Below are 14,637 nucleotides of genomic sequence, written 5' to 3'. Positions count from 1 at the left end.
AGCGTTCGGCTTCGGGTTGGAGGTGCGGTCTCAGCCGAGGCCGAGGTTGTGCTGCTCGAGGGCGGCTTGGAGGATTCCGAGCGCCTTCGGTCCCATTCCGTGGAGCTTGGCCAGGTCCCCCCGAGGGACGCCAGCGAGTTGGCGCAGAGTGGTGTAGCCGGCGCCGTGCAGGGCGCGAGTCGCGGGCACACCGATCTTCGGAAGCGTGTCCAGGGACGAGGTCATCCGCGGATGCTAACCGGCCGATGCCGGTACGCCGGGTGACCTCGTCCGCTTTTCGGGGCAGGATCGGCTCTGGCAAAACGCGAGAAAGGATCTGGGGCGATGGGGAAGACGCACGAGCACATCACCGGCCGCCTGCGCGAATTCATCGAGGCGCAGCCGATGTTCTTCACGGCGACCGCGCCCCTTGCCGCGGACGGCACGGTCAACCTCTCGCCCAAGGGGCTCACCGGGTCGTTGGCGGTCCTGGACGAGGTGACCGTCGCTTACCTCGACTTCGCCGGCAGCAACGCGGAAACCATCGCCCACCTCCGGGAGAACGGCCGGATCACCCTCATGTGGTGCGCCTTCCAGGGGCCGCCGAACATCGTGCGCGTACACGGGCGCGGTGAGCCGGTCTTCCGGGACGACCCACGGTGGGCGGGCCTGATCGCACACTTCCCGACAATCGACACGAGCCAGCACGGGCTGCGCGCGATCATCGTGGTCCACGCCGAGCTGATCAGGGACACCTGTGGCTACGCCGTACCCCTCATGTCGTACGACGAGGAGCGCGACCTGCACGCGCGGCGCTTCGCGCGGGAGGACGACCAGTCGCTGAGCGACTACTTCGCTGGCAAGGACCACGTCGCCACCAGCATCGACGGGCTCCCCGGCCTGCCCCTGCCGCTGCCCGCGACGCCCCAGCGCGCACGATGATCGCCTGGGTGGTCACATCGCCATGTCGACCGTGGTGAGGTGGCCCTTGCCGATGGCGTGCACCAAGGATTGACCACCGGCAACTACCCGGTCGACGCGTGCCCGCAGCCGCAGGCGCGCAGAGATGCCGCCATTTCGGTCGACTCCGATGAGTTGGTTGCCCGCACGGCCGACCAACACACCTCCGGGGACGGCGACACCGGCAGCGGTGGCACCGGACGGAAGGCGTGCCACCTCCGCGCGGGCGCCGCTGTCGAGATCGATCATCGTGACGCCGATGTCGGTGCTGAGCCACAGGGTCCGGTCGGTGAGAAACGGTGGTACCGGTGGCAGGTCACGGTCATGCCGCCAGAGGATCTCCACGCCGCTGACGGGGTGCAGGGCCATGACGGTACGGCTGCCGCTGAGGAAGACGACGACGCCGTCCGCGCCGACGCTGTAGGCGCTGCCGGAGTCGGGGAAGTGCACCGGCTCCGGCAGCGACCACTGCCCCCTGGTGTCGCCGGTCCGGGCGTCCAACAGGAGCAGTGCCGCTTGTCGGGCACTCGCGAGGAGAATCGAGTCGGCGTCGACGCCCCGATCCGGGTGCAACCGCAATGGCAATGGCCATGCCAAGCTGCTGCCCGGCGGAGCCCCCGGCAGCTCACCCGGGATGCGCTCGCCGGTCGCCAGATCCACCCGTGTCAACGGACGATAACCCCGCCACCCGCCAACGAAGACGACCGATCCACTGACACTGACGTAGTGGTGCAACCACAGACCTGGCACCGACCACGCACGCTGCCCACTGCCCAGGTCGACGCAGTGCAGCACACCCCGCTGACTCAGATAGAGGCAGCGCTCTCCCGCGATGACGGTCGTGCCCCAGCAGTCCTCGACGCGTGTCTCCCACAACGGAGCCCCGCTCTGCGGGTCCAGCCGCACCAGACGCGTGTGCCGCTCGGCCACGACAAGCGCACCGGACGCCGCCGCCAACGCTCGCTCGCTCGAACGGAGGTGCAGTGGCCGGGACCACAGCACCCTCGACGGTTGATCCATGAGCCCAGTGTCACGCACAGGACCAACCGGGCGCGTTGCGCGGGTGGCTCTCCGATTCGATCAGGAATCAAGAAGCGCCCGGTTGTCGTCGGGCCTAGCCTTTTCCCTGGTGGCCGGCAGCGTGCCGAGCCTCGCACAAGCCGGCAGCACGCCGAGTTTCGCACAGCGAGAGGGAGCCCGAGAATGCCCGCGAAGACCTCCACGACCGAGTCCGACGGCTTCAGCGCCGAGGAGCGCGCCGCGATGAAGGAGCGCGCCGCCGAGCTGCGCGCCGAGGGCAAGAAAGGCGCCAAGCAGGCCGACGGGCTGCAAGCGGTCCTCGACCGGATCGCGCAGATGGCACCGGACGACCGCGCACTGGCCGAGCGCGTGCACGTGGCGGTGAGCGCTGCCGCCCCGGAGCTGTCCCCGAAGACCTGGTACGGGATGCCCGCCTACGCGAACGCCGACGGGAAGATCGTCGTCTTCTTCCAGGACTCCGGCAAGTTCAACTACCGGTACTCGACCCTGGGCTTCCAGGACGCGGCCACCCTCGACGACGGTGACCTGTGGCCGGTGGCGTACGCGCTGCAGAAGTGGAGCCCCGCGGTCGAGAAGAAGGTCATCGAGCTGGTGAAGGCCGCGGTCTCCTGACCCGGCCATCGATCGCCGGGGCGCGGCGCAGGCTCGTGCGTGGTGCGGCCGCGGGCCCGGTCACCCGTTGTGGACGGTCCCGATCGGGCTGATGTCGATCGCTGGCTTGGTCGCGACGTAGTGGATGCCCGTGGCCCGGATCCCATCGGCGTTGATGGCCGCCTGTTCGTCGGCTTCGCTGACGGGGTGCAGGTCGGGGAAGAAGTACGGTGCGTGGGTGAGCAGCCTGGTGTGGAAGCGGGTCTGCAGCGCCTGGCTGATCGCGTCGCCACGGTGCAGGCCCTCTCGCCCGGCCCAGCCTTCCAGGTAGTCGTGCCAGGGTTGCCCGGAGGTGAGCCACCGCTCGTGGTGGCTGTGCAGCCAGCCGCGCTCGCCGTTGTCGGGCAGCCGGTCGAAGCTCCAGCGCGCGGTCGCCTCGTCGAACCTCTCGTAGGCCCACTCGACGACGATGAGTACGCCGCCCGGCGTGAGCGCGGAGGCGGCCCGATCCAGGACCTCGTCCAGGTCGGTGACGTGGTGCAGCGAGGTACAGGCGACGATCACGTCGACCGGCTCGCTCAGCTGGTGCTTCTCGAATTCCGTCTGGTGGTATCCGGGTCCGGTTGGTGCCACTGGGTCCACGCCCACGGCGTCGAAGCCGTGCTCCCGCATGGCCGGGACGAAGCCACCTTCCGGGCCGCATCCGATCTCCAGGAGGCGGGCTGGTGCCGATGGCAGGTGGGCGCGCACGAACGGCCAGCGGGCATCGAGCCAACGCCGCGTGGCGGTTGTCGTGTCGATCATCGTTTCGGTCCTTCCATAACAACGCGCGTGGCGCCGAACGTCTCGACCAGGCCGGTGGCTTCGACGGCGAGGTGGCGGGAACGGGTCATCGGGTCCAGCCATCCTCGGCGACCAGCTCGCCCTGTTCCGCGGTGACATCGCGGGCGACAGCGAAGGCGGCGGCGGCCTCTGGCAGGTGCGGCGCGCCGGCCAGGGCCGCGCTGAGGATCTCCGGCGAGTCCCACCGCCACATGTCCACCCAGGTCCGCTCGTCGACGCGGATCAGCCTGGTCTCGGTCGGGCCGCCGTACTGCGCCCTGATCGCCGCGATGAGCTGGCCGCGCCGTTCCAGCACGAGGTCGGCGTCTGCGGTGTCGGCGGTGAACCGGGTGGTCCGGATGAGAGACATTCGCTGTACTCCTTCTATAGAGTTGGTTTTTAGAGCTGGGCTCTAGTGTTACAGTGCGGTCATGCCACTGGTCAAGAGCACCGGCAAAAAGGGCGAGAAGTCCCGGCAGACTCGGCGGCGCATCCTGCAGGCTGCGTACGAGCTGTTCGTCGATCAGGGCTACGGGGCCACCACGCTCCAGGGCGTCGCGGAGCGGGCCGGTGTCGCCGTGCAGACCATCTACTTCGCCTTCGGCAACAAGCCGTCGCTGCTCAAGGAGTTGGTTGACGTCACCATCGCCGGTGACGACGAGCCGATTCCGACGATGCAGCGGGCCTGGTTCCGAGACGCTCTGGCGGCTGACACCGCCGAGGCGCAGTTGCGGGCACATGTGGGCGGCACCTGCGAGGTGCTCCAGCGGGTGGCACCGATCATGGATGTCCTGCGTGCTGCCGGAGCACAGGATCCAAGCCTGGCCGGGATGTGGCAGCAGGACACCGATCCGCGCCTCGAAGTCCAAAACGCAGCCGCGCGCAGCCTCATCGCCAAGCCCGGCGCCAAGGCAGACCTGACCGTCGAACATGCCGCCGACCTGCTCTACGGCCTGCTGAGCCCGCAGCTGTACCTGCTGTTCATCCGCGACCGAGGCTGGACCCCGGACCGCTGGGAGCGGTGGGTACATGACACCCTGCACGCGCAGCTATGCCGCTAGCCCCGTGTTCCGCACGTGAGGATGGTTGGGTGGGCGTGGTGTCTTGATCGTGACGGCGGTGGGGCGTAACACCGTCCGCGCTGCCGGTGGTCGCTGATTTCGGTCGCCGTCTGCGGCTACGTGAGATCGTCGATGCGGCGTATCCGATGCGTGAGGTGTCGACGTCCTCGCTCACGCACGGGCAGGTGATCGAGGTGCTGGTCGGGAACCGGTTGACCTCGCCGGTCCCGGGGTGCTCACGCGGCCGGGGCGACCGTCGCGTCGAGCCGACCCGAGCGCCGCAGCGCCGCGGCCACGAACCCGGTGCTCTTCAGCTCCTCGACGACGTCGCGCAGGAACCAGACGGTCTGCGGCTGCCGGGCCCGGGCCGTGCCCACGGCCTGCTGGATCTGCATGAAGCGCTCGTCGATGAGCCGGATGTCGGGGTTGGCGGCGGCGTAGGCGGTCATCGGCTGCCGGATGCCGGCGGCCACCTCCAGGCCGTGCGCGCGGAACTCCTCGACGCCCTCCTCGCCGCGGACGACCTCGGCGTGCCGCAGGGTGCGCGAGAGGCGCAGGTCGTATGCGGATCCCCGCTTCACGCCGATGCGCACGCCGGGCCGGTCGACGTCGTTCGGTGTGGTGATGGGCGAGTCCACCGGGACGGCGTACACGGCCTCGATGACGACGTACGGGGCGGTGAACGCGACCTCGGATTCGCGGGCCGGTTCGACGGCCAGGAAGCAGATATCAGCCTGGCCCGCCGTCATCGCCTCCAGCGACTTGCGCGCGGCGTCGAAGCAGATGAGCTCGACGGGAACGCCCAGGCGTACGCCGATCTCCCGTGCGATCTCCACCGCCACCCCGCTCGGCGCGGTCGCCGTGCCCTGCGCCAGCACCGGGTTGCCGAGGTTGATGGACGCCCGCAGCACGCCGGTCGGGGCCAGGTCCTGCGTGATGGCAGCGGTCGCGATCATGACCGCAGCCTAGATCACGAGGCGGAGTGGACCAACGATGAGGAGGTCGAGTAGTCGGGCCTGCAATGGTGCGGGTTGTGGGATGACCGGCGGGTCCTGGCCGTGGCCGGGGATGAGTCGTAGCCGGTCGAGGTCGTCTCGTGCCCGGTCCAGTCCGCAGGACCGCCACGTCGCGGCGAAGCCTAGTTCGCCGACGACACGGGCCGCGGGGGTCGCGCTGGCTGCGAAGCCGGTGCGACCCCCGCGATCATCGCGCGTTAGGCGCGTGTCCTGCGCTGTCGGACGACCAGCAGCAGCGTGGTCCCGACCAGTAGGGCCAGCACACCGGCGCTCATCCACTTCAGCGGGAACGACTCACCGGTCACCGGCAGCTTGCCCTTCACCAGGATGGTGATGGTGGACTCCGGTGACACCGGCGCCGGGCCGGCCGGCGGGGTGCCGGTCACGGTCGCGGCGTTGCGGACCGAGCCGTTGTGGTAGTCGGCCTTGCTGACGGCGTAGGTCGCCGTACAGGTGATGGTGGCGCCCGCGGCGAGGGTGACGGACCCGTTGGGCGTCCGGTCCGGGCCGCAGGTGATCGGGCCGAGGTTGGCCGACGACGCCGGTGCGGTCAGGGTGTCGGTGACCGTCACGCTGGTGAGCGCCACCTGTCCGGTGTTGGTGACCAGGAACTGGAAGGGCACCTGTTGCCCGGGACGGCTGATCTTGTCGGTGCTGCTGGACTTCACCACCGTGATCGCCGCGCCCCGGGTGGCGGTCACCTCGGCGGTGGCCGGTCCGGAGCGTACCGGGCCTGGCGGTTGCTGCCCGGGGATGGTCGGCGGCGTGCCGGCCGCTACGGCCGTGTTGGTGATCCGGCCGGCCTCGATGTCGGCCGCGGTGACCGTGTACGTCGACGTGCAGGTGGTGCTCGCCCCGAGCGCCAGGGTGACGCTGCCGTTGGCCACCGGCGGGGTGCCGCAGGTGATGGCCCCGGGCGTTCCGGTGCCGGAGAACTCCGTCTCGTCGACGGTCACCGCGTTCAGCGGGGTGTTGCCGGTGTTGCTCACCACGAACTGGTAGGTGATGACGTCACCGGTCGCGGACACCGTGGTCGGCGTGACCGACTTGGTGATGCCGATCGCTGGATGCAGGATCGGAATGTCCAGCGGGGACGGCGGGGACACCGGCGGCGTACCGAACGGCGGTGTACCGGTCGCCGTGGCCACGTTGTTCAGCGACGCGCCGGTGAAGTCCGATTCGGTCACCGTGTAGATCGTGCGGCACTGGATGGACGCGCCCGGCGCCAGGGTCACCTGGCCGTTCGGAATGTTCTGCGGGCCGCAGGTGATCGGGCCGAGCACGCCGCGCTCGGACGGTGGCAGCACGGTGTCGTTGACGGTCACCTCGGTGAGCGTGAAGCCGCCGGTGTTGACCACCAGGAAGGTGTACGGCACCTGCTGGCCGACGCTGGTGATCGCCACCGTCGTCGACGACTTGATGACGTCGATGTCGGCGGTGAGCCCCTGCTCCGGGATGGTCACGGTCGATGGTGGGGAGTCGACCGGCGTGCCGCCGCCTGGCGGGGTGCCGTGAGCGGTGGCGACGTCGGTGACCCCGTTGTTGTCCAGGTCCGCCTGGGTCACCGTGTAGGTCGCCGTGCAGGCGGTCTGCGCGCCGGGCCCGAGGACGGTGGCGGCGCAGGTGATCGGGCCGAGGTTGGCGTTCGACGACGGCGGTGTCTGCACGTCGGTGACGTTGACGTTCGTCAGGGTGAGCCCGCCGGTGTTGATCACGTGGAACTGGTACGGCACCTGCTGACCGACCATGGTGATCGCGACCGTCTCCGTGGTCTTGACCACCGTGATCGCGGCGATCAGCCCTCCCTCGGGGATGGTGAGAGTCGAGGGTGGTGAGGTGACCGGTGTGCCGCCCCCGGGCGGGGTGCCCTGGGCGGTGGCGGTGTCGGTGACCTCGTCGTTGTCCAGGTCGGCCTGGGTGACGGTGTAGGTGGCGGTGCAGGTGGTGGATGCGCCCGGTGCGAGCGTGGTGACCGGGCAGGTGATCGGGCCGAGGTTGGCGTTCGAGGACGGCGGGGTCTGCACGTCGGTGACGTTGACGTTGCTCAGCGTGGTGCCGCCGGTGTTGACGACCAGGAACCGGTAGGGCACCTGCTGACCCACCGAGTTGATGACCGGGGAGATCGACGACTTCACCACCGAGATCGAGGGCGTGACGTCGGCCGCGGGGATGACCAGGGTCGACGGTGTCGAGTCGATCGGGGTGTCACTGTTCGGCGGGGTGCCGTGCGCGGTGGCGGTGTCGGTGACCTCGTCGTTGTCCAGGTCGGCCTGGGTGACGGTGTAGGTGGCGGTGCAGGTGGTGGACGCACCCGGTGCCAGGGTCGTCTGTGGGCAGGTGATCGGGCCGAGGTTGGCGTTGGACGACGGCGGCGCCTGTACGTCGGTGACGTTGACGTTGCTCAGCGTGGTGCCGCCGGTGTTGACGACCAGGAAGCGATAGGGCACCTGCTGGCCCACGGTGGCGAACGCCGGGGTGGTGGACGACTTCACCACCGAGATGGCCGGGACGACCTCACCGCCCGGGATCGTCAACGTCGCCGGCGGCGACTGCACGGGCGGCCGACCGCCGGGAGGGGTGCCCTGCGCGGTCGCGCTGTCGTTCAGCGAGCCGAAGTCCAGGTCGGCCTGGGTGACGGTGTACGTGGCGGTGCAGGCGGTGTTCGCACCCGGCGCGAGCGTGGTCGTCGCGCAGGTGATCGGGCCGAGGTTGGTGTTGGACGACGGCGGGGTCTGCACGTCGGTGACGGTCACGCCGGTGAGGGTGAATCCGCCGGTGTTCACCACGTGGAACGAGTACGGCACCTGCTGCCCGACCGTGCTGATCGCCGTGGTGGTGGAGGTCTTCACGATGTCGATCGAGGCGACCAGGCCGGACTCCGGGATGGTCAGTGTCGACGGCGGTGAGTCGATCGGTCCGCCACCGCCGGGCGGGGTGCCGTGGGCGGTGGCGGTGTCGGTGACCCCGTCGTTGTCCAGGTCGGCCTGGGTGACCGTGTAGGTCGCGGTACAGGACGTCTGCGCGCCCGGCGCGAGGACGGTGGCGGCGCAGGTGATCGGCCCGAGGTTCGCGTTCGACGACGGGGGTGCCTGCACATCGGTGACGTTGACGCTGGTCAGGGTGCGGCCGCCGGTGTTGACCACGTGGAACAGGTAGGGCACCTGCTGCCCGACCGTGGTGATCGAAGCGGTGGTGGAGGCCTTCGTCACCGCGATCGAGGCGATCAGCCCCGCCTGGGGAATGGTCAGCGTCGAGGGCGGCGAGGTGACCGGTGTGCCGCCGCCGGGCGGGGTGCCGGTGGCGGTCGCCGTGTCGGTGACCCCGTCGTTGTCCAGGTCGGCCTGGGTGACGGTGTAGGTGGCGGTGCAGACGGTGCTCGCGCCCGGTGCCAGGGTGGTCTGTGGGCAGGTGATCGGCCCGAGGTTCGCGTTCGAGGAGGGCGGGGCCTGCACGTCGGTGATGCCGACGTTGGTCAGGGTCAGGCTGCCGGTGTTGACGACCAGGTACCGGTACGGCACCTGCTGCCCGACCACCGTGATGGCTCCGTTGGTGGACGACTTCACCACCGTGATGGCGGCCGTGAGTCCCGCCGCGGGAATGGTCAGCGTGGCCGGATTGGAGGTGACCGGCGTGCCACCGGGTGGGGTGCCCTGGACGGTGGCCGTGTTCGTGACCCCGTTGTTGTCCAGGTCGGCCTGCGTGACGGTGTAGGTGGCGGTGCACGCCGTTCGCCCGCCGGGCGCGAGGGTGGTGGCGGCGCAGGTGATCGGGCCGAGGTTGGCGTTCGACGACGGCGGGGCCTGGGTGTCGGTGACCGTGATGTTCGTCAGCGGGACGCCGCCGGTGTTGACGACGTGGAACGAGTACGGCACCTGCTGACCGACGGTGGTGATCGCCGTCGTGGTCGACGACTTGATCAGGGAGATGCCGGCCGGGGTCGCCCCTTCACAAGCGAGCGTGGTGCTGAACGGGAAGTAGTGGATCTCACCGCCCTGGTGGTCCAGCGTACGGGTGATCACACTGCCCTCGGTGTTGCTGGCCGAGAGGTCCGCGAGGCTCGCGTTCGGGGCGTAGATGGTGCCCTCGACGGTGGCGGAGTTGGCCGTCAGGGTGAGGGCGGTCGCGGTCGGGAAGTTGATCAGCACGTACTGCGCCTGCTGGCCGCCGATGCCGGAGAAGTTCGGGACGTTCCAGGCAAAGGTGTTGCCGATGCCACTGGTGTCCACGTTGATCAGCAGCGGTGTGCTGGCCGTGGGCTGGCTGGCGAAGGTCAGCGTCTGGATGTTGTTCAGGTCGGTCGCGCTGAGGTTCAGCACGTTGGTCACGCCGGGGGTGAGCGTCACCACGGCGTTGCTGCCGGCCGGGATCGGCCGGGGCAGTACGTCGCCGTTGGGCGTCCGCAGCACCACCGTGTTGTTGCAGGTGGACAGGCCGGCGGTGGTGTCGCGGAAGGAGGCGAAGGCAGCGCCGAAGTTGATCGGCGAGGCGGGCCCGACGCTGGCCACCGGTTGCCGGGTTGTCAGCTCGACCCGGGGTGCGGCGTCGTAGTTGTCCGCGGGCAGGATCCGGGTGTTCACCTGGGCGCCGTTGTTGTCGGTGTTACGGACGAAGGTGCCGGTCAGGTCGCCGATCTTGGCGTAGCCGTTGGAGAGCACCTGGAGGCGGGAGCCGGGGACGCTGCCGGCGAAGTTCACCCGGCCACCCACGACCAGGGCGGTCGGGTTGGCGTCGCCCGGGACCACGAAGGAGCCGGCGGTGTTGCCCGCCAACTGGTAGTTGCCGAAGCTGAGGTCACCGCCGACGGCCATCGTGCCCTCGTTCTCGTTGGTGATGACGTTGGCATTGCCCTCGGTCATCACCCCGAAGCTCTGCGCGGGGGCGACCGGGTTGATGGGCCCGATCGCATCGCCGACCGCGGCCAGCACCCGGTCCGGCAGTGGGGGCGCGGCGGGTGCCGGCGCCAGTAGCCCGTTGACCGCCAGCACGCCGCCGACGGCGACCAGCGCCGCCGACCGTGGCCGGCGATTGATCCACGCAAAGATCCTCATCACGCCCCCGTGAGTGTCAGTTGTGCCAGGGGAGCGTAACGAGGCAATTATATGGTTGTGGGTATTTTGTCCGAATAGTCAGGTTTAGCGGGGAGAGGCGATCGGCGGCGTCGACGACCCGAAGGTGGTCAGGAACCGGTCCCGGAACGTGTCCATCGGCCAGACCGGCGCCTGCGGACCGGGCCGCAGGCCCTCCTGCCAGCCCCAACCCGCCGCCCTGTCCAGCACCGCCGGGTCGCGCGCGACGATGGTGATCGGCACGTCCCGGCTGGCACCCTCCCCGGTGACCACCGGGGCGGGCTGGTGATCGCCGAGGAACACCACCACCAGATCATCGTCCCCGTAGGTCTGCACGTAGGAGATCAGCGTCTCCAGCGAGTACCCGATGGCCTGCCGGTACCCGGTCCGGGCACGCCCGGCGTCCCGGTCGTCGCCGTCCCCGACGTCCCTGCCCCGCGCCGCGGCACCGTGGTAGATCGAGCCGTCACCCACCTGGTCCCAGCCGATCATCTTCGGCACCGCCGTCCACGGTGAGTGGCTGGACACCAGCGGAATCTCCACCATCAGCGGCCGATCGGCGCCGGCCCGGACCTGCCGCTGGAAGAACGACAACGTGTACTGGTCGGGCATCGGGGCGTAACTGAACGACGGCCCCCGATAGTCGAGCGCCGCCGCGTCGTAGTAGCGGTCGTGGGCGAAGAACCCCTTCTCCGGCCACGGCTGGGTGGCCGCCGGCAGCACCCCGACGGTCTGCCAGCCGGCCCGACGGAAGGCGCCGTTGAGGGTGAGCCGGTCACTGGCCAGCAGGCTGCGGTGCCGCTGCTCGTTGTCCGTCCACAGACCGGACAGCAGGGTGTCGTGCGCGAGCCAACTGCCGCCGCCGAACGTCGGGGAGGTGAGGAAGCCGCTGCGGGCGCCGTACCCGGCCGCACGCAGCCGCTGGGTCCCGGCGTCCAGCACCGCGTTGACCTGCGGCGCCAACTCCGGGTCCTCCACCGCGCTGCGGCCGTAGCTCTCCACGAACGCGAGGATGACGTCCTTGCCCCGCAGACCGGTCAGGAGTTGGTCACCCGGGGTGTCGCGGAACGGGTCGACGCCGATCTGCGCGGTGAACGCCTCCCGGTCGCGCAGCCGCGCGTCCACCTGGCCGGCGTGCGCGCCGACCAGCGCGGTGACGCCCGCGTCGGCCACCGGCACGCCCGGGGCGACCCGCACCCCGATGACCGCGCAGGCCACCCAGGCGACGGTCAGCGCGGCCACCGATCGGGTCGCCACCCGCTCGTGACGGACCAGCAGCGAGGCCAGCCGCCGCAGCGCCAGCGTCAGCACCAGCAGCAGCGCGCCGACCAGCAGCAGGACGCCCACCACGGCACCGATCGCCCCGGCCCGGCCCGCCGAATCCCGGACGAAGCCGAACGCGTCGTCCAGCAGCAGCCAGTCCAGCACCAGGTCGAACGGCCGGTCGAGCGCCGCCCGGAAGCCCAGGTCGGCGAGCTTCACGATGGCCAGCAGCCCGAGCAGCGGCCCGACCACGGCCACCACCATTCGCCGCGGCCGCGCCGGCAGAGCCAGCAGCAGCGCGGCGACGAGCAGCCCCTCCAGCGGGATGCGCAGGAACGCGCCGGGCGTGAGCAGGCCGAGCCGGTCCGGACCGACCAGGACAGCGAACACCAGCAGGACGGCCAGGGCGCTGCCCACCCACCCCACGACCCGCCGCGCGCGGCCGCCCGTCGCCGCCGACACCTTGGGGGTACGCGGGGACGGGTCGTGCTCCGCTACGCGCTCCCGGCCGGCGAGCCGGCGTACCCGCGCGGAAAGGGTCATCACAGCCTCCAGTCGGAGTGAAGGCTAATGGCCGAGCGGGCCGACATCGCGCGGGCGGCAGCGGGCACCGGCAGCAGGCGCGGCACGGCGACGGGAGGACGCCCGGCCACCGGGCGGTGTCGCCACAGCCAGGCCACGTCCCGGCCGAACGACTCGAGCAGCAGCGCCAGCGCCACCGCCAGCACCACCGTGGTCCACGGCGGCGGCAACACCCGCGCGGCGGCCACCGCCAGCAGGACTCCCTGCGCGGCGGCCACCACCTTGCGCCAGTACCGCGGCGGGAGTGACCCGTGCAGCCAGGGCAGGACCGCGCTCGCCGCGACGAAGGCGTACCGCATCGCGCCGATGGCCAGCACCCACCCGCCGGTCGCCGGCGCGACGTGCACGCTCAGCACCAGGATGAGGAACGCGTCGACCTCCATGTCGAAGCGCGCGCCCAGCGCGCTGACCGTGCCGGTGCGCCGTGCCACCTGGCCGTCCACTGCGTCCAGCAGCAACGCCACCGCGCTCACCGCGACCAGCAACCCCACCGGCGCGGGTTGGCCGACCGAGTCCACCACCATCGCGGTGACCGCACCGACCAGGACGGCCCGGGCCAGCGTCACCCGGTCGGCGGGGCCCAGCCGGGGCGCGTTGGCCTGGTGCAGGCCCCGACTCAACACGAGGCAGGTGACCACCGCGTAGCCGACCCCGGCCAGCCAACCGGAAAGGCCCAGGCCGACGGTGGCGGCCAGCCCCGCCAGTACGAGCAGTTGCGCGCTCAGCCCGATGACCGGACCACTTCGAACCGTGGGCACCGTACCTCCGTGTCTATGATCGACGACCCCGACAGGAAACACGGAAAACAAGGCCGTTCGGTTCGGCCGGGACCAAAGGTGAGGTGCACGAGGGTGATCCGCGAGGCGTACGCCTGCTGGGTGCGTGAGCCCGGCGCGGCGGAGATCCGGCCGGTGGAGCTACCCGCCCCGGGCCCCGACGAGGTGCTGGTCCGAGCCCGTTACTCCGGGGTCAGCCGCGGCACGGAGACGTTGGTCTTCGCTGGCCGGGTGCCCGTCGACCAGCACGCCGCGATGCGCGCGCCCTTTCAGGAGGGCGACTTCCCCGGTCCGGTCAAGTACGGCTACCTGAGCGTCGGCGTGGTCGAGCAGGGCCCGTCGGAGCTGCTCGGGCGCACGGTGTTCTGCCTGCACCCGCACCAGAGCGCGTACGTCGTGCCCGCCACCGCCGTGGTGCCGGTGCCGGACGGGGTGCCGCCCGCGCGGGCGGTGCTCGCCGGCACGGTGGAGACCGCGGTCAACGCGCTGTGGGACGCCGCGCCGCTGGTCGGTGACCGGGTGACCGTGGTCGGCGCCGGCATGGTGGGCTGCTGCGTCGCCGCGCTGCTCGCCCGCTTCCCCGGCGTACACGTGGAGTTGGTCGACACCGACGCGCGCCGCGCCGGGGTGGCCGGCGCGCTCGGCGTCGAGTTCGCCCGCCCGGCCGACGCGGCCGGCGACCGCGACCTGGTCGTGCACGCCAGCGCCACCGCCGCCGGGCTGCAACGCTCGCTGGACCTGCTCGCACCGGAGGGCACGGTGATCGAGCTGAGCTGGTACGGCGACCGCCCGGTGCAGGTGTCACTGGGCGGTGCGTTCCACTCCGGCCGGTTGAGCGTCCGCAGCAGCCAGGTCGGCATGGTCGCGCCCGCCCGGCGAGGCCGGCGCAGCTACACCGATCGGCTGGCGCTCGCCCTGGACCTGCTCGACGATCCCGCCTTCGACGCGCTGATCACCGGCGCGTCCCGGTTCGCGGACCTGCCCGACGTGCTCGCACGACTGACCGCGGGCGACCTGCCCGCGCTCTGCCACCTGATTACCTACGACGGGGAGTGAACCGTGTTCAGCGTGACCGTTCGGGATCACATGATGATCGCCCACAGTTTCCGGGGCGAGGTGTTCGGCCCGGCCCAGCGTCTGCACGGGGCGACCTTCGTGGTGGACGCGACGTTCCGCCGCGCTGACCTGGACGCCGACGGCATCGTGGTCGACATCGGCCTGGCCACCGAGCAGCTGCGGGCCGTACTCGCCCAGTTGACCTATCGCAACCTCGACGACGAGGCGGCGTTCGCGGGGGTGAACACCACCACCGAGGTGCTGGCCCGTACCGTCGCCGACCGGCTGGCCGAGCGGGTGCACGCCGGCGACCTGGGGGCCGGGGCGCGCGAGCTGGCCGGCATCACCGTCACCCTGCACGAGTCGCACGTCGCCTGGGCCAGCTACGAGCGGTCGCTGTGATCGCGGCGGGCTGGGCGACACC

General features: G+C 70.8%; 11 protein-coding genes and 2 pseudogenes. 5 read left to right on the top strand and 8 right to left on the bottom strand.

The features are described 5' to 3' along the window. Positions 1-30 precede the first annotated feature (30 nt). Complete coding sequence (locus V6V47_RS07510) at positions 31-225, bottom strand: helix-hairpin-helix domain-containing protein (RefSeq protein WP_334627330.1); 195 nt, start codon at positions 223-225, stop codon at positions 31-33. Between the two features lie 99 nt (positions 226-324). On the opposite strand from V6V47_RS07510, the gene V6V47_RS07505 reads away from it, so the two are divergent. After that, positions 325-921: a pyridoxamine 5'-phosphate oxidase family protein gene (locus V6V47_RS07505; protein ID WP_334627329.1), complete on the top strand. Its 597-nt coding sequence runs from the start codon at positions 325-327 to the stop codon at positions 919-921. Positions 922-933: 12 nt separating this feature from the next. On the opposite strand, the gene V6V47_RS07500 is transcribed toward V6V47_RS07505, so the two are convergent. Next, positions 934-1,959 carry an outer membrane protein assembly factor BamB family protein gene (locus V6V47_RS07500; protein ID WP_334627328.1) on the bottom strand — a complete coding sequence of 342 codons (1,026 nt, stop codon included), beginning with the start codon at positions 1,957-1,959 and terminating at the stop codon, positions 934-936. A gap of 183 nt (positions 1,960-2,142) precedes the next feature. Between V6V47_RS07500 and V6V47_RS07495 the strand changes: the two genes are divergently transcribed. Next, positions 2,143-2,592 (top strand): iron chaperone, encoded by a 450-nt coding sequence (locus V6V47_RS07495; protein ID WP_334627327.1) that lies wholly within the window; start codon positions 2,143-2,145, stop codon positions 2,590-2,592. A 60-nt stretch (positions 2,593-2,652) separates the two neighbouring features. Here the strand turns inward: V6V47_RS07495 and V6V47_RS07490 are convergent, their stop codons facing one another. Continuing rightward, on the bottom strand, positions 2,653-3,375 hold the full coding sequence (locus tag V6V47_RS07490; RefSeq protein WP_334627326.1) for a class I SAM-dependent methyltransferase: 723 nt from the start codon (positions 3,373-3,375) through the stop codon (positions 2,653-2,655). 85 nt (positions 3,376-3,460) lie between these two features. After that, the gene (locus tag V6V47_RS07485) at positions 3,461-3,763 is read right to left on the bottom strand and encodes a hypothetical protein (protein ID WP_334627325.1); all 303 of its coding nucleotides are present in this window, start codon (positions 3,761-3,763) and stop codon (positions 3,461-3,463) included. A 61-nt stretch (positions 3,764-3,824) separates the two neighbouring features. Here V6V47_RS07485 and V6V47_RS07480 point away from each other — a divergent pair, with 61 nt between their 5' ends. Further along, positions 3,825-4,454: a TetR/AcrR family transcriptional regulator gene (locus V6V47_RS07480; protein WP_334627324.1), complete on the top strand. Its 630-nt coding sequence runs from the start codon at positions 3,825-3,827 to the stop codon at positions 4,452-4,454. A gap of 236 nt (positions 4,455-4,690) precedes the next feature. Here the strand turns inward: V6V47_RS07480 and V6V47_RS07475 are convergent, their stop codons facing one another. The 4 genes and pseudogenes from V6V47_RS07475 to V6V47_RS07460 form a co-directional block, all read right to left on the bottom strand. Continuing rightward, positions 4,691-5,410: a transporter substrate-binding domain-containing protein gene (locus V6V47_RS07475; protein WP_334627323.1), complete on the bottom strand. Its 720-nt coding sequence runs from the start codon at positions 5,408-5,410 to the stop codon at positions 4,691-4,693. Positions 5,411-5,667: 257 nt separating this feature from the next. Beyond that, a complete protein-coding gene (locus V6V47_RS07470) occupies positions 5,668-9,036 on the bottom strand; it encodes a DUF7507 domain-containing protein (protein ID WP_442934204.1) in 3,369 nt (1,122 codons plus the stop codon). Positions 9,037-9,099: 63 nt separating this feature from the next. Then, positions 9,100-10,518: pseudogene (locus tag V6V47_RS07465) on the bottom strand (choice-of-anchor A family protein); the annotation flags it as partial. Positions 10,519-10,602: 84 nt separating this feature from the next. Continuing rightward, a pseudogene (locus tag V6V47_RS07460) lies at positions 10,603-13,139 on the bottom strand (CDP-alcohol phosphatidyltransferase family protein). 93 nt (positions 13,140-13,232) lie between these two features. Between V6V47_RS07460 and V6V47_RS07450 the strand changes: the two are divergent. Beyond that, positions 13,233-14,213: a zinc-dependent alcohol dehydrogenase gene (locus V6V47_RS07450; protein ID WP_334627321.1), complete on the top strand. Its 981-nt coding sequence runs from the start codon at positions 13,233-13,235 to the stop codon at positions 14,211-14,213. A 3-nt stretch (positions 14,214-14,216) separates the two neighbouring features. Continuing rightward, positions 14,217-14,615: a 6-pyruvoyl trahydropterin synthase family protein gene (locus tag V6V47_RS07445; protein ID WP_334627320.1), complete on the top strand. Its 399-nt coding sequence runs from the start codon at positions 14,217-14,219 to the stop codon at positions 14,613-14,615. Positions 14,616-14,637 lie beyond the last annotated feature (22 nt).

The sequence above is a fragment of the Micromonospora sp. CPCC 205539 genome, from assembly GCF_036906815.1.
Classification (GTDB): Bacteria; Actinomycetota; Actinomycetes; order Mycobacteriales; family Micromonosporaceae; genus Micromonospora.
The sequence above is the reverse complement of the archived record's forward strand: the minus strand, read 5'-3'. Positions and strand labels throughout refer to the sequence as shown.

Coding starts and splice junctions, on each gene's coding strand:
- V6V47_RS07500 (WP_334627328.1), bottom strand. CDS start 1,959: ATGGATCAACCGTCGAGGGTGCTGTGGTCCCGGCCACTGCACCTCCGT.
- V6V47_RS07495 (WP_334627327.1), top strand. CDS start 2,143: ATGCCCGCGAAGACCTCCACGACCGAGTCCGACGGCTTCAGCGCCGAG.
- V6V47_RS07505 (WP_334627329.1), top strand. CDS start 325: ATGGGGAAGACGCACGAGCACATCACCGGCCGCCTGCGCGAATTCATC.
- V6V47_RS07485 (WP_334627325.1), bottom strand. CDS start 3,763: ATGTCTCTCATCCGGACCACCCGGTTCACCGCCGACACCGCAGACGCC.
- V6V47_RS07510 (WP_334627330.1), bottom strand. CDS start 225: ATGACCTCGTCCCTGGACACGCTTCCGAAGATCGGTGTGCCCGCGACT.
- V6V47_RS07480 (WP_334627324.1), top strand. CDS start 3,825: ATGCCACTGGTCAAGAGCACCGGCAAAAAGGGCGAGAAGTCCCGGCAG.
- V6V47_RS07475 (WP_334627323.1), bottom strand. CDS start 5,410: ATGATCGCGACCGCTGCCATCACGCAGGACCTGGCCCCGACCGGCGTG.
- V6V47_RS07490 (WP_334627326.1), bottom strand. CDS start 3,375: ATGATCGACACGACAACCGCCACGCGGCGTTGGCTCGATGCCCGCTGG.